Below are 14,925 nucleotides of genomic sequence, written 5' to 3' on the forward strand. Positions count from 1 at the left end.
AATCTGTCAACTCGGGCGAGTTCTGCACGACGGATGCCCGTGCTACCTCTCCCTCCGTGATTCCGCCCCTCGCTCGCGGCCCGAGGCGCTAGCCGCCGCCATAGAGGGCGCGCTCCATCAGGGCGAAGAGGGTCTGGCAGTCCGAGCGCCGCCTGAGGGCGTCGAACATCGCGTCGAGGGTAAGCCTGCAGATGCGTTCGGGCTCCAGCTGGCCCCGGAGTACCTCTCGCCTGACGGAGGGGTCCGACTCCAGGACGTGCGCCAGGCCCTCCAGCATGTGCGAGAGGAGGGCGTCCATGCGCTCCCGTCCCGCCTCGCGCCCCCCGGGGCCCAGGGCGTGGAGCTGGGCGAGCCAGTTGGAGCCCAGGGGAGAGAGGTGCTCGTCCAGGCCCGCAAAGAGCCGGCGGCAGTAGTCGAGGTAGGGCTCCTGGCTTCGGACCTGGCAGAAGTCCGCGAAGAAGGCGTCCCTGAAGAGCGCCTCCGCCGTGGCCGCGACCAGCTCGTCGCGCGAGGGGTAGTAGTTGTAGACCGAACCGACGGAGATCTGGCAGGCACGCGCCACACCGCGGATGCTGATCGCGTCGAGGCCGTGGTTCCGCGCCAGGCCGCAGGCCGCGTCGAGTATCTGCTCCTGGCTCGTGCGTCTCCTGGGCATCCTTGCCTCCTGGTCCTGTCGGGGTGTCTATGCCTGGCGTCGCGTGCCGTCGGCGTCCTCGTGCGTCGTGGGTTCCTGACGCAGGCGCAGCACGAGGGCGATCGCGGCGACGATGGCGACGGAGGCGACGCCGGCCCTCGTGCCCGTCATGCCCAGCGCGGGGATGCCCATGAGCAGCCCCACAAGGTAGGGGACGAGCCACGCGAGCCAGACGGCGACGGAGTAGCGGCTGAAGCCCTGGCGGGCCCGCTCGCTCCCGCGCCAGACGACGAGGCTGGCCCAGACGGCATGGGCGAGCATGAGCGCGATGGCGGCGGCGCCCGTCACGGCATGGACGCCCAGGCCCGAGATGCCGTTGGTGCGGGCGTAGCTGCCCATGAGGGCGGTTCCCGTGCTGTCGCAGGCAAGTCCCGCCCAGAAGAGCGCGAGCTGCGCCTTGCCCAGGTAGTGGTGCCTGCGCTCCCCAAAGACGCCTGCCGTGTAGAGGACGAGCGCCGCCGTGATGGCGACGGACGCGAATGCGATGGTGCTGCCCATGTCTGCTCCCCGAGCCGTGGGCGCGGTTCCCCAAGGGCCGCGCACCGCCGTGTGTGAACACCGTTCACTATAGGCAGCCGGTGGTGAACCGAGCCGTGCGTTGTTCACTGTGGAGAGGGGATGGTCCACGCCGCTGCCGGTGCCTCACATGGCCCGGCCCACGGCCCGTGCCCAGCCCGCGAGCAGCCGCTCTGCCTCGGGACGCCCCATCCGGGGCTCGAAGCAGTCATCGTCGCCGCGCAGGCCGCGCAGCTCGTCCGTGCCCGACCAGAAGCCGCTCGTGAGGCCGGCGAGGTAGGCGGCCCCCAGCGAGGTGGTCTCTATGTTCTGGGGCCTCCTCACGCGCATGCCCAGGACGTCCGCCTGGAACTGCGCCAGGAAGTCGTTCCTGGAGGCACCGCCGTCCACGTTGAGCGCGCAGAGGACGCGTCCGGCGTCCGCCTCCATGGCCCTCACCAGGTCGGTCGTCTGGTAGGCCAGGGCCTCGAGGGCGGCACGGGCGATGTGGGCGGGCGTCGTCCCGCGGGTGAGGCCGCAGATGAGGCCGCGCGCCTCGGGTCTCCAGTAGGGGGCGCCAAGCCCCGTGAAGGCGGGCACGATGTAGACCCCGCCGTTGTCCGGGACGCTGCGGGCCAGGTACTCGGTCTCCTCCGCGCTGCGGATGAGCCCCAGCTCGTCCCTGAGCCACTGGATGAGCGCCCCTGCGACGAAGACGCTGCCCTCGAGCGCGTACTGCGTGCGCTCGGTGCCGGGGGCTGCCGCGGCGATGGTCGTGACCAGGTTGTTCTTGGACCGAGCCGCGACGTCGCCGGTGTTCATGAGCAGGAAGCAGCCAGTGCCGTAGGTGTTCTTCGCCTCTCCCGCCTCGAAGCAGCACTGGCCGAAGAGGGCGCTCTGCTGGTCTCCCGCCACGCCGCAGATGGGGATGCCCGCGGGCACGCCGGGGTAGCTCGTCTCGCCGAAGAGGCTGGCCGAGCGCCTGACCTCGGGGAGTATGCAGGCGGGGACGTCGAAGAGGGCGAGCAGCCCCTCGTCCCAGCGGCCCTCGTGGATGTCGTAGAGCAGGGTGCGGCTGGCGTTGGTCTCGTCCGTGGCGTGCACCATGCCGCCGGTGAGCACCCACACGAGCCAGCTGTCTATCGTGCCGAAGAGGAGCTCGCCCGCCTCGGCGCGCTCGCGGGCGCCGGGCACGTTGTCGAGCAGCCAGCGTAGCTTGCTGGCGGAGAAGTAGGCGTCGGGCAGGAGGCCCGTCTTGCCCTGCACCATCCGGCGGACCTCGTCCGTGCCGCAGAGCTCCTGCACCATGTCCGCCGTGCGGCGGCACTGCCACACGATGGCATTGGCTATGGGTTCTCCGGTGCTGGGGTCCCAGACCATGGTGGTCTCGCGCTGGTTGTCTATGCCGATGGCCGCCACGTTGCGCTCGCTCAGCCCGTGGCGGCTCACCAGCTCGGTGAGCGATCCCAGCTGCGAGAGGAGTATCTCTTGCGGGTTGTGCTCGACCCAGCCGGGCTGGGGATATATCTGCTGGTAGCTGCGCTGCACGCAGTCGACCATGCGACCCTCGCGGTCGACGAGCACGGCGCGCGACGAGGTGGTGCCCTGGTCCAGGGCTATGACGTAGTCCTTGCTCATCTCTCTTCTCCTAAGTGTTCGTCGAACCAGCGGGTAACGTCGTCGAAGACGAGCTGGCGCGCGTCTTCCTTCAAGATCTCGTGGCGCATGTTGGCATAGAGGTGGTACGCGACGTCGGTCGAGCCGGCGTCACGGGCGAGGTCTGCGGACCGGATGACCCCGCGGCCGAAGTCGCCCACCGGGTCCTCCGCCCCCGCGATGAAGAGGAGCGGCAGGTCGTTGGGGACGCGCCGCGCGCACTCGGGCGAGCAGGCCTCGCGCGTGAGCTCGGTGAGGGTGGCGTAGCCCCCGGCCGAGAAGAGGAAGCCGCAGGACTTGTCTGCGATGTACTCGTCGACGTTGCGCTGGTTGTGCGAGAGCCAGTCGAACTCGGTGCGCGCGTGGGGTACCGCCTTGGCGTACGCGCCGTCGGCCATGGAGTGGAGGAGCTCGCTCTTGTGGGCGTCGCCACGCAGGCAAGCGATGAGGCGTGCCAGGGCGTGACCGGCGGCGGACGTGGCGGGGGGCACGAAGCCCGTGCCGCAGATGACGGCGCCGGCAAGGCCGTCCTCATGCTCGGAGACGTAGGCGCGCGCGACGAAGCTGCCCATGGAGTGGCCGAAGACGAAGTGGGGAAGCCCCTCTCCCAAGATGGGCGAGACGAGCCGCCTCAGGCGATGGACGTCCTCGACGAGGATGTCGCGGCCGCCGCGCGAGGGCAGGACGCCCCACTTGGTTGCGGGAGCGCTGAGGCCGTGGCCGATCTGGTCGTGCCCGCAGACGGCGTAGCCCCGCCGCACGAGGTGGCCGGCGAACTCGTCGTAGCGCCCGACGTGCTCCGCCATGCCGTGGATCAGCTGGACTACGGCGCGGGGCTCCTCTCCCACGCCCCTCCAGACGTAGCCGTGGATGCGGGAGACCTCGTCCGCGGAGTCGAACCTGACCTCTTGGCGCTCGACGCGCAGTGACGGCGACGCCTCTTGCTCCATGGGTCCCTCCCCTTCCGTCACAGACGTCCTGTGCGTCAGATTGTATGCAGGTCAGAAGGGGGTCTGCGGGGCGCTTCCGCGAGAAGCTCCTACGCTTCGATGGGCGCGGGATGATTGGATAATATATGCGTTCAGGGGCGTTTTTGCGCCGTTCGCGGGAGGGGGCCGGGTGGGTGCGGCCGGGGCGGGCCACCACCGTGCGGGGGCGCGTGGCCGAGGCTGGCGCGCGGCTGGGTTGTCGCGTAGGGGCGAGCGCGAGGACGGGGCCTGCACTACAGGCCGAGCGCGCTTGCGTCGAGGGCTCCGTCGAGCTCGGGCGCGGCGTCTGTTGCCACCACGACGTTGTTGTCGGGCAGGTCGGCCTCGTCGGCGCCGCAGGGCAGGACGAGTACCGTCTTGAAGCGCTCACCGAAGAGGGGAAGGAGTCCCGCCAGGGGAGCCGAGTCCGGCCCTTTGAGTGCGCTCACGACGTTGATGAGGTAGAGGCCGTGCGGCAGGAGGCGCGCGCGGACGAGGTCGAGGGCCTCGGGCGCGGAGAGGCTTGCGAGGGGTTCTTCCGCCTGGAAGCAGTCGTTGAGTATCGCGTCGTAGCGCTGGTCCGTCGTGCGGAGGAAGTCCAGGGCGTCGGCCTGGTGCAGCCGCAGGCGACCCTTCGCCTGGGCATGGTAGCGCTCCTCGAGGCGGTCGAGGAAGAAGTGGCGCCGTGCGAGCTCGAGCGTGAGGGGGTCGACCTCGACGACGTCGACCGTCGCCTCGGGATGGTGGGCGATGGCGTACTTGGGGTAGGCGCAGGCACCTCCGCCCAGCATGAGGACGTTGCCGGTGGCATGGGCGGCCACGAGTACGTCGTCGTAGAGGCGATGGTAGGGGAAGGCCAGCTCGCACCAGCCGTCGTCCAGGTAGGTGGCGCTCTGCCAGCTGCCGTCGACCTCGAGGATCCGCACGGGCAGGCCGTCCACGTCATGCGTGTCCAGGACGCGGACGGGACCAAACATGCCGTGGGGGTAGCGTGCCACGACGCGCATGGGCGCGACGCGTCCGAGCAGGCCGTCTATGAGGTGGGACAGTGACATGCGGCTCCCTTCGGGGCCATTCTGACACGTCGGGGGCATGGGGTGTCGTTGTGGCGGGGTGTCGCGACGGTTGTCGTGGCGGGCGGCGGCGGGGCCATACGGCGGCTGCCACCCGGCTGAGCTCGTCGAGAAAACGCTCGTAGAGCTTGATTGGCTCATCGAAAAAGTGAGCGCCGTAGACGAGTGGGCTCTCTGTACGGAGGGAACCGAAGCCGAGGTTTGGTCTTCGACCGAGGGTGGTTCCTATACTTGGATGCACTCGTTCAACCAGCGCATCGGCATGCACGGAAACAAGTTTTTTCGACGGGCCCAGCCCCTATGTCGAGACGCCTCACCTTTGTCAGGAGCCAATTGGGGAGTCTGGCGCGCATGGAGCGCAGTGCATGAGAATCGTATGTCTCGACCAAGAGGCGGAGACCGTCGCTTTTGATTCGCTGGGACTGCAGGATGAGGCGAAGGTCGCGCGAGAGTTCTATGTGACTTCCAATAAGGCACCTTTTCTCTCCGAGGGTGAGTATTGGACTGCCGAAAGCATTCACAGATTACTGATCGCCTCGATAGAGACTGGCAACCCCATCAGACGGGAGTGACCATGGAAGCCCTGAGACTTGACGTTTATGGCGATGCGGTTCCTGATCTTGTTGAAATATCGAAGGCTGTATAAAACCATTTATAGGGTGGTACTTCTGTTAAAATTTGTAAGAGTACTACCCTAAAACGCCTTTGGAGACATGTATGGAGCCTATCTATCGGCGCGAGCTTTACCTCTCGAGGATCCGTCCCTTCGTGAAGCACGCTGACCTTATCAAGGTAATCACGGGGGTGCGTCGCTGCGGGAAGTCCACCGTCATGCGGATGGTGGCCGACGAGCTGGCGGAGCAGGGCGTGCCGGAGCGCAACCTCGTGTTCCTCGACCTCGACTCGCGCGGCTACCGCAAGGTGAGGACTGCGGACGCGCTCGACGAGCTCATCGAGCGCGTCTCGGCCCCGGAGGGCATGACCTACCTCTTCATTGACGAGGTGCAGAACGTTGAGGGCTTCGAGGAGGTGCTCAACGCTTGGCGTGGGGAGGGGACACACTCCATCTTCATCACAGGCTCGAACTCCTACCTGCTTTCCGGCGAGCTCGCCACCAAGCTCACCGGTCGCTACTTGGAGTTCGAGGTCTTTACGCTCACTTTTGCTGAGTACGAGGGGATGAAACGCCTCTACGGGAAGGAGATAAGCCCCAATGTCGCCGAGGAGTTCGACCACTTCATCCTCGAGGGCGGCTTTCCCCGCGCGGTCGACCTCGCCACGTTGGCGGAGAAGCGGACCTACGTCGAAGGTGTCGTGCGTGAGATCTTCGAGAAGGACGTCAAACGCCGTGTTCAGGTGCGTAATGTGTCGGTCTTCGAGCGCGTCCGAGACTACATGATCAACAACTTTGGGTCGACGACGAGCATCAGGAACATCGCTGCATACTTCCGTGACGTCGAGGGGGTACCCATCAAGGAGGAGACGGTGCACCGCTACGTCACCGTTCTTGAAGAGGCCAAGATTCTCTACCGCTGTCCGCGCTTCGACATGAAGTCGAGGCGCTCTCTTGCCCGCGAGCAGAAGTACTACCTTGCCGATCTCGGGTTCTACTTTGCCCTCAACACCGACAATCGCATCAACTACGGTCCCGTGCTCGAGAACGTGGTGTACGAGTACGCCCGCGCGCAAGGCTACTCCGCAAGTGTCGGTAGGATTGGGAAGCTCGAGTGCGACTTCATCCTGCGCGATGGTGCGCAGGACTATTCGTACGTGCAGGTCTCCTATACCATCGCCGAGCGCTCCACCGAGGACCGCGAATACGCATCACTCGAGAAGGCCCGCGACGGCTATCCCAAATACCTCCTCACCTGCGATCATCTGCTGCAGAAGCGTAGTGGCGTCATCCACGAGAACCTCATCCGCTTTGTGTCGGAGGAAAGGCGGTTCGGATTCGGGCGGTGACAAATCCAACTGCGGACCATCCCACCCCGGCACCCCGTCAGGGGTCGTGTGATGTGCCACATCCAAAGCACTATAATGCTTGTCGAAAAAAGGGGAGCTGGCGCACGCCGGCTGAGACTGGGGCCATGGCGCCCCTGACCCTGGGGTGGCCGCCGACGGCTGCCGCCCGTACCTGATCTGGGTAATGCCAGCGTAGGGACCAAGGCACACGCTTTGCGCGGGTCCCGGTCTAGGCGGGCCGCCGCGAGGCACCCGCAGAGGGGAGTGCCTATGAACTGTTCCGTTGCCCTCCAGTACCTGCCCATGAACGCGGGCTCCGACGACGAGGTCTGCCGCATCGTGGACGAGGTCATCGCCGCGATCGACGCCTCGGGCCTCGACTATTACGTCGGGCCCTTCGAGACCGCGATAGAAGGCGACTTCGACGCCTGCATGGAGCTCGTGAAGCGTTGCATCGAGGCAGGTGCCAAGGCCGGCTGCGCCGAGAGCGCCAGCTATGTGAAGATCTCGTACCGTCCTGGCGGCGACGTCATGTCCACCGAGCACAAGATCGGCAAGTACCACCAGACGGACTCCGAGTTCGCCCCCAAGGCAGAGGGCGCGGTGGCCTAGGTGACCACGCCCTCGCGCACGCGCAAGGTCCTGGTCCCGCTCCTCGCCGTCGCGGCGCTCCTCGCCCTGTGGCAGCTCGTCGTGACAGGGGGGCTTGTTCCCAACTTCCTGCTGCCCACGCCCGTCCAGGTGGTTGCCGCCCTTGCGGGCGACCTGCCGCTCCTTGCCGCGCATGCCGCGACGACCCTGGTCGAGGCCGCCCTGGGACTCGCCATCGGCTGCGCCGTGGGCTTCGCCTTCGCCGTGCTCATGGACCGCTTCGACATCATCTACCTGGCCTTCGAGCCCCTCGTCACCCTGTCGCAGACCATCCCGACCGTCGCCGTGGCGCCGCTTCTGGTGCTGTGGTTCGGCTACGGCCTGGCACCCAAGGTGGTTCTCATCGTGCTCACCACCTTCTTCCCGGTGACGGTCTCGCTCGTGGGGGGCTTCCGCTCGGTCGACCCTGACCTCATAGACCTCATGCGCACCATGAACGCCACCCGCTGGCAGGTCTTCTGGGAGGTCAAGCTCCCCGCTGCGGCCGAGCAGTTCTTCAGCGGCCTGCGCATCAGCGCCACCTACGCCATCGTGGGCGCGGTGATTGCCGAGTGGCTGGGCGGCTTCTCTGGCCTGGGCGTCTACATGACCCGCGTGCGCAAGTCCTTCTCGTACGACCGCATGTTCGCCGTGATCGTGCTGATCTCGGCGCTATCGCTGGCGCTCATGGCCGGCGTCGACCTTCTGCAACGGATCTGCATGACCTGGAAGAGGGCAGAGAGGACATAGAGATGACCAGCTTCGTCACCCCTGCCAACCTCAGCCGCCGTGGCCTCAACGCCGAATCGACCGCCGACGCGAGCTCTCTTGTGCTCGCCGGCTGCGGCGCCTGCACCGCCGCGCCCGCCGCCGACACCAAGGAGAAGACGAAGGTCACCTTCTGTCTGGACTACACGCCCAACACGAACCACACGGGCATCTACGTGGCGCAGCACGAGGGCTACTTCGACGAGGAGGGCCTGGAGGTCAGCATCGTCCAACCCGCCGAGGACACGGCCGAGACCATGATCGGCTCGGGCCAGGCCCAGCTCGGCGTGAGCTACCAGGACTACATCGCCAACGTGCTCAGCAACTCGCCCGACCTCCCCGTCACGGCGGTCGCTGCCATCCTGCAGCACAACACCTCCGGCATCATGAGCCGCAAGGAGGATGCGATAACCTCCGCCAAGGGCATGGAGGACCACGTCTACGCCACCTGGGACATGCCCATCGAGCAGGCGACCATCAAGGACGTGGTCGAGGCCGACGGCGGAGACTACTCGAAGGTGAGGATGGTCCCCTACGCCGTGAACGACGAGATCGCGGGCCTGCGCGCCAACATGTTCGACACCGTGTGGGTCTACGAGGGCTGGGCGGTGCAGAACGCCGCCGTCCAGGGCTACGACGTCAACTACTTCAGCTTCATCGACATGGACGAGGTGTTCGACTTCTATACGCCGGTGATCGCGGCCAACCCCGAGTTCGCGTCGAAGAACCCCGACGTGGTGAAGGCCTTCCTGCGCGCGGTCCGACGCGGCTACGAGTACGCCGTGAAGGACCCCGACTCCGCGGCGGACCTGCTCTGTGCCGAGGTGCCCGAGCTCGACGCGGCCCTGGTGAGGCAGAGCCAGTCCTACCTCAAGGACCAGTACGTGGCCGACGCCGCGAGCTGGGGCGTCATCGACAAGGCCCGCTGGGCGCGCTACTTCCAGTGGCTCAACGACAACGGCCTGGTCGCCAACAAGATCGACGTGGACGCTGGCTGGACCGCAGACTACCTGGAGGCATAGGAGGTGCCGGGGGAGCGGACGACGGACGCGGAGTCTGCGGACGTGGCGACGGCGGCCGTGGCGATGGCGGTCACCGAGGCGACGGCGGCCACGTCTCGCTCGCGACCGGGCGGGGGAGAGGGGCTCGCCCTCGAGGCGCGGGGGCTGACCCTCTCCTGGGACGGGGGCGCGCACGTCGTGGCGGAGGACGTGAGCCTCGCGCTGCGGCCTGGCGAGGTGGCCTGCCTGGTGGGCAAGTCCGGCTGCGGCAAGACCACCATCCTGCATGCGCTCTCGGGCCTCGCCCGCCCGCTCGCGGGGAAGGTGCTCCTGCACGGCGAGGACGTGACCGGCGTCCCCGGGCGTGTGAGCTACATGCTGCAGAAGGACCTCCTCCTGCCCAATCGCAGGATCCTGGACAACGTCTGCCTGCCCCTGACCATCGCGGGCACGCCCCGCGCCGAGGCGCGCGAGAGGGCGCTGCCGCTCTTCGAACGCTTCGGCCTCGCCGGCACGGAGGGCCTTTGGCCCTCGGAGCTCTCGGGCGGGATGCGGCAGCGCGCTGCCTTCCTGAGGACCTACCTCATGGGAAACGACGTCGCCCTCCTGGACGAGCCCTTCTCCGCCCTGGACGCCCTCACGAGGGTCGACCTGCGCAGCTGGTACTGCGACATGGCTACGGAGCTGGGAATCGCCTCGCTGGTGATCACCCACGACGTGGACGAGGCCGTGACCATGGCAAGCAGGGTGTACGTGCTTCGCGGCGACCCGAGGTCCGGCGTGCCCAGCCGCGTCGTGGCGGAGCTGGCCGTGCCGCGACCGGCGTCGGGCACGAGCGCGGCGGAGTTCGCGCTCACGCGGGACTTCCTCGACTGCAAGAGGGAGCTCCTCTCGCTTATCTAGGCCGCGGGCTACGATGTGGGTCGCCAGTAGAGGGAAGGGCGGTTTGGCGCGCATTCCATCCGTGGGGTGCGCGCCGTTTTCTTGTGAGCTGGGCAAACGTCGGGCTGAGCGCAGGCAGTCTGTGGTTTGCGCGCGTACGTCCCACAAACTTATTGACTGCTCAACATACAAGCCTAGAATGTTGACCAATCAACAAATGGGGCCGCCGTAAGCGGATCGCTACGAGCTGGTCACCACCAACGGGGCCGCATCGGCCGGCCTGGGAGAAGGGGGGAAGCGTGGACTCGCGTTTCGAGGACTTCGTCGGGCTGGTCTCTGCGGTGGGCAAGGAGGTCAACCGCATCAAGGCGCAGGAGATGCGGCGCTTCGGGCTCAAGGGCACCGACGTGATGTGCCTCTACTACCTGGAGCGGGAGCCCGCGGGCTACACCGCCTCCGAGCTCGCGCGGCTGATCGGCAACGACCGGGCCGCGGTCTCGCGCACGGTGGCGGCGCTCGAGCGCGGCGGTTTCGTGGGGATCGACGTGCCCGAGGGGGGCACGCGCTACAAGTCCCCCATCCGTCTGACCGAGAGGGGCCTTCGCACCATGCGCGAGGTCAACCAGATCATCGAGGACGTCGTGGCCCGAGCGGCCCATGGCGTCGACGAGCCCGACCGCGCGGCGATGTACCGCGCCCTCGGCTCCATAAGGGACAACCTGTCCAAGATCGGCGAGAGGTAGAGACATGGCAGTGCGCATCATCACCGACTCCGCGTCGGACATAGACGACATCGACGATCCCCGGCTGAGGGTGGTGCCCCTCTCCATCAGCTTCGGGGACCAGACCTTCAAGGATGGCGTGGACCTGGACCACGCCCGCTTCTACGAGCTTCTCGTTGAGCGAGAGGAGCTTCCCACTACGGGTCAGGTCACGCCCTTCGAGTGGCAGCAGGCCTTCGAGGCGGCGCTCGAGGGGCCGGAGGACGAGCTGGTATGCGTCACCATCTCGAGCAAGCTGAGCGGCACGAACCAGAGCGCCGTCGTGGCGGCGGAGGGCTTCGGTGGTCGCGTGCACGTGGTCGACTCCCTCAACGCCTGCCTGGGCCAGCGCATCCTGGTCGAGCTCGCGCTGAGGCTCGCGGCCGAGGGGAGGGACGCCGACCAGATCGCCTCGGAGCTCATGCGCAAGAGGGGCGACGTCAGGCTCGTGGCCCTGCTCGACACCCTCGAGTACCTGCGACGCGGCGGGCGCATCGACGCCGTGAGCGCGGGCATCGGGACCATGCTGCAGGTGAAGCCCGTCGTTGCCATCCGCGATGGCGCCGTGGTCACGCTGGGCAAGGCGCGTGGGTCGAAGAACGGCCGCAACCTCCTCAGCGAGGAGGTGGAGCGCTCCGGCGGCATCGACATCGGCCTACCCCTCGCCATCGGCTACTCGGGCCCCTCCGACCACCTGCTCAGGAAGTACGTGGAGGACTCGCGCTGGCTCTGGGAGGGGAGGCTCGACGAGATCCCCGTGCACACCGTGGGGAGCGCCGTGGGCACCCACGTGGGTCCCGGGGGCATCGCCCTGGCGTACTTCTCGCAGGCTTAGATTCTCGCGGGCTGGCCTTGTCGGCCGGCCCGCGTGCCATTGGTGGCCGGCATGCATGCTATTGGTCACCCCTTGCATACCGTTTGGCGATATCTGCCTGCTTGGCACCACATCTTGCGCCGCTTGGGTGCCATGGTAGGCGGAGTGGGCCAGCCGGCCCCGAGCAAACATCAGCCCAAACCATTTATGGAGGGACGACATGGCACACATCACCCGTAGGAACTTCCTCGCCGGCTCTGCGGCTCTTGCAGTGACGGCCGGTCTCGCCGGCTGTGGCGGCGGGTCCAACGGCGCCGCCACCGACGCCGCCAAGGACTCCGGCAAGGACCTGAGCCGCGTCGCCTCGCAGGAGATGATCGACGCGGCAAAGAAGGAAGGCACCCTCGTGGTGTACGGCTCCTGCGAGGAGGCCCACGTCGCGGCCTGCTGCCAGCACTTCCAGGACCTCTTTGGCATCGAGACCCAGTACCAGCGCCTCTCCACCGGCGAGGTCGAGTCCAAGGTCGAGGAGGAGAAGGGCAACCCCTCCGCCGACGTCTGGTTCGGCGGCACCACCGACCCCTACAACGTCGCCGTCACCAAGGGCATTCTCGAGCCTTACCAGGCCAACAACGCCAGCCACCTCATCAGTGACGTCTACCGCGACCCCGACGGCAACTGGTACGGCATCTACAAGGGCATCCTGGGCTTCTTCTTCAACAAGGACGAGCTCGAGCGCAAGTCCCTCGAGGCTCCCACCGACTGGCCCGACCTCCTGAGCGACAAGTACAAGGACCTCATCTGGATGTCCAACTACAACACGGCCGGCACCGCCAAGCTGATCCTCAACACCGTCATCCAGAAGTACGGCCACGACGAGGGCATCAAGTACCTGGTAGACCTCGACAAGAACGTCCAGGTCTACACCAAGTCCGGCTCTGGCCCCTCCAAGAACGTCGGCACCGGCGAGTGCACCATCGGCCTGGGCTTCCTGCACGACGCCGTCTTCCAGATGGTCGACAACGGCTATGGCAACATCGGCATGTCCATCCCCTCGTCCGGCGCGTCCTACGAGGTCGGCGCCACGGCCATCTTCAAGGGCTGCAAGCACCCCAACGCCGCCAAGCTCTGGATCGAGTACGCCCTCTCGCCCGAGTGCGTCGAGCGCGCACAGGAGGTCGGCGCCTACCAGTTCCTGGTCATCGACGACGCCAAGCAGCCCGAGGTCGTCAGCCAGTTCGGCCTCGACCCCGACAACGTCATGAACTACGACTTCGCGGACGCCAAGGCCAACACCGAGCAGTACGTCGACGACATCATGAAGGCGCTCGCAAGCTCCGGTGCCGACACCGGCGACACCAAGCGCTTCCAGACCGAGTAGCGGAGAAGCCCCAACCGCGCCCTGACGCGGCAGCGAGCCGGGTGGGTGGAGATTCCATCCGCCCGGCTCTTCTGCATCGGGGTGCGCGCCGTATTGGCCCACGACCCAGGGAGGGGAGCAATGGCGAAGAATCAGAGCGCCCAGCTTGACCGCAAGAAGCTGATGGCTGACCCGATCATGGTCACCACCATTGCCGTGCTCATAGCGTTCCTGACGCTGTTCATTCTGTATCCGCTGGCCATCCTGATGGTGGACAGCATCGTGGGGGAGAATGGCCCCACGCTCGACGTCTTCAAGCGCGTGCTCTCGATGCCGTCCTTCGACACGGCCATCACCAACACGCTGAGGGTGGGCTTCCTCGTCGGCATCCTGGCGGCCCTCATCGGCCTTCTCTTTGCCTACGTCGAGGAGTACGTGCAGCTCAAGACCAAGTTCGTGAGCGGCCTGTTCAAGGTCGTCTCGATGCTGCCCGTCGTCTCGCCGCCGTTCGTGCTCTCGCTCTCGGTCATCATGCTCTTCGGCAAGGCGGGCATCATAACCCGCTATCTGCTGGGCATCTATGACAACAACGTGTACGGCTTCTGGGGCATCGCCCTGGTGCAGACCCTGACCTTCTTCCCGGTCTGCTACATGATGTTCCGCGGCCTGCTCAAGAACATCGACCCGTCGCTCGAGGAGGCCGCCCGCGACATGGGCGCCTCCCGCTGGAAGGTCTTCACCTCCGTCACGCTGCCCCTGATCCTTCCGGGCCTGGGCAACGCCTTCCTGGTGACCTTCATCGAGTCCATCGCCGACTTTGCCAACCCCATGCTCATCGGCGGCTCCTACGACACGTTGGCGACCTCGATCTACCTGCAGATCACCGGCGCCTACGACAAGCAGGGCGCCGCGGCGATGGCAGTGGTCCTCCTCTTCATCACCCTGGCCATGTTCGTGGTCCAGAAGTACGTGCTCGAGGCCAAGTCCACGGCCACCCTCACGGGCAAGGCGAGCCGCGCGCGCATGCTCATCACCGACAACTCCGTGCGCCTGCCCCTCTCGGCCCTCTGTGGCGCCATCGCGATCTTCGTCATCATGATGTACGTCTGTGTGCCCTTCGGCGCCCTCTTCAAGACCTGGGGCTACGACTTCAGCCTGACCACCAAGTGGTTCCAGCAGGTCTTTACCATGCACCACGGCTTCCAGGCCTTCCGCGACTCCTTCCTGCTGTCGCTGATTGCGAGCCCGATCACCGCGCTCCTCTCCATGATCATCTCGTACCTGGTGGTCAAGAGGAACTTCCGCACCAAGGGCTTCATCGAGGCCGTGTCCATGCTGGCCATGGCCGTCCCGGGCACCGTCCTGGGCGTCGGCTACATCCGCGGCTTCTCGGGCGGCATCTTCCACACCGGCCTCATGCAGGGGCTCTATGGAACGGGCGCCATCCTGATCATCGTCTTCATCGTGCGCTCGCTGCCCACCGGCACGCGCTCGGGCATCTCGGCCCTGAGGCAGATCGACAAGTCGATCGAGGAGTCCGCCTACGACATGGGCGCCAACTCGCTGCAGGTCTTCATGACCGTCACGCTGCCCCTGATCAAGGACTCGTTCCTCTCGGGCCTCGTGACCGCCTTCGTGCGCTCGATCACTGCCATCTCGGCCATCATCCTGCTCGTGACGCCGCAGTTCCTGCTCATCACGGTGCAGATTAACGAGTACGCCGAGAAGGGCGCCTACGGCGTCGCCTGCGCGTTCGCCACGATCCTCATTGCCATCACCTACGGTGCCGTGCTCCTGATGAACGTCGCCATCAAGCACTTCGGCACCAGCGCCAAGATCAAGACCACCGAGGAGGACTAAG

Annotated in this window: 14 protein-coding genes; 9 read left to right on the forward strand and 5 right to left on the reverse strand. The window is 66.4% G+C overall.

All coding sequences use genetic code 11. The features are described 5' to 3' along the window. Positions 1-88: 88 nt before the first annotated feature. The 5 genes from ACMPH2_RS03430 to ACMPH2_RS03450 form a co-directional block, all read right to left on the reverse strand. On the reverse strand, positions 89-655 hold the full coding sequence (locus tag ACMPH2_RS03430; protein WP_062529933.1) for a TetR/AcrR family transcriptional regulator: 567 nt from the start codon (positions 653-655) through the stop codon (positions 89-91). Between the two features lie 27 nt (positions 656-682). Beyond that, positions 683-1,192 carry an HsmA family protein gene (locus tag ACMPH2_RS03435; protein WP_062529937.1) on the reverse strand — a complete coding sequence of 170 codons (510 nt, stop codon included), beginning with the start codon at positions 1,190-1,192 and terminating at the stop codon, positions 683-685. A gap of 144 nt (positions 1,193-1,336) precedes the next feature. Next, entirely contained in the window at positions 1,337-2,827 is a 1,491-nt protein-coding gene (glpK, locus tag ACMPH2_RS03440) for a glycerol kinase GlpK (RefSeq protein WP_062529939.1), read from the reverse strand. Next, complete coding sequence (locus ACMPH2_RS03445; protein WP_417118635.1) at positions 2,824-3,795, reverse strand: alpha/beta fold hydrolase; 972 nt, start codon at positions 3,793-3,795, stop codon at positions 2,824-2,826. The genes glpK and ACMPH2_RS03445 overlap by 4 nt, the downstream gene beginning before the upstream one ends. A 272-nt stretch (positions 3,796-4,067) precedes the next feature. Further along, positions 4,068-4,868, reverse strand: a complete 801-nt coding sequence (locus tag ACMPH2_RS03450; protein WP_417118636.1) for a spermidine synthase — start codon at positions 4,866-4,868, stop codon at positions 4,068-4,070. 735 nt (positions 4,869-5,603) lie between these two features. Here ACMPH2_RS03450 and ACMPH2_RS03455 point away from each other — a divergent pair. The 9 genes from ACMPH2_RS03455 (at position 5,604) to ACMPH2_RS03495 (ending at position 14,924) form a co-directional block, all read left to right on the forward strand. Further along, positions 5,604-6,848: an ATP-binding protein gene (locus ACMPH2_RS03455; protein WP_009279554.1), complete on the forward strand. Its 1,245-nt coding sequence runs from the start codon at positions 5,604-5,606 to the stop codon at positions 6,846-6,848. A 270-nt stretch (positions 6,849-7,118) separates the two neighbouring features. Next, positions 7,119-7,460 (forward strand): thiamine-binding protein, encoded by a 342-nt coding sequence (locus tag ACMPH2_RS03460; RefSeq protein ID WP_009279553.1) that lies wholly within the window; start codon positions 7,119-7,121, stop codon positions 7,458-7,460. Beyond that, entirely contained in the window at positions 7,461-8,228 is a 768-nt protein-coding gene (locus ACMPH2_RS03465; protein WP_417118637.1) for an ABC transporter permease, read from the forward strand. 2 nt (positions 8,229-8,230) lie between these two features. Beyond that, positions 8,231-9,268: an ABC transporter substrate-binding protein gene (locus ACMPH2_RS03470; protein WP_417118638.1), complete on the forward strand. Its 1,038-nt coding sequence runs from the start codon at positions 8,231-8,233 to the stop codon at positions 9,266-9,268. 3 nt (positions 9,269-9,271) lie between these two features. Continuing rightward, positions 9,272-10,150, forward strand: coding sequence for an ABC transporter ATP-binding protein (locus tag ACMPH2_RS03475; protein WP_417118639.1), 879 nt, complete (start codon positions 9,272-9,274; stop codon positions 10,148-10,150). 278 nt (positions 10,151-10,428) lie between these two features. After that, positions 10,429-10,872: a MarR family winged helix-turn-helix transcriptional regulator gene (locus ACMPH2_RS03480; protein ID WP_009279549.1), complete on the forward strand. Its 444-nt coding sequence runs from the start codon at positions 10,429-10,431 to the stop codon at positions 10,870-10,872. 4 nt (positions 10,873-10,876) lie between these two features. Beyond that, positions 10,877-11,725 (forward strand): DegV family protein, encoded by an 849-nt coding sequence (locus tag ACMPH2_RS03485; protein ID WP_417118640.1) that lies wholly within the window; start codon positions 10,877-10,879, stop codon positions 11,723-11,725. Between the two features lie 199 nt (positions 11,726-11,924). Continuing rightward, on the forward strand, positions 11,925-13,085 hold the full coding sequence (locus tag ACMPH2_RS03490) for an extracellular solute-binding protein (RefSeq protein ID WP_417118641.1): 1,161 nt from the start codon (positions 11,925-11,927) through the stop codon (positions 13,083-13,085). A gap of 120 nt (positions 13,086-13,205) precedes the next feature. Then, positions 13,206-14,924: an ABC transporter permease gene (locus tag ACMPH2_RS03495; RefSeq protein ID WP_009279546.1), complete on the forward strand. Its 1,719-nt coding sequence runs from the start codon at positions 13,206-13,208 to the stop codon at positions 14,922-14,924. The last annotated feature ends 1 nt before the right edge of the window (position 14,925 follow it).

The organism is Olsenella phocaeensis, assembly GCF_048189965.1.
In the GTDB taxonomy this organism is placed as follows: Bacteria; Actinomycetota; Coriobacteriia; order Coriobacteriales; family Atopobiaceae; genus Olsenella_I; species Olsenella_I phocaeensis.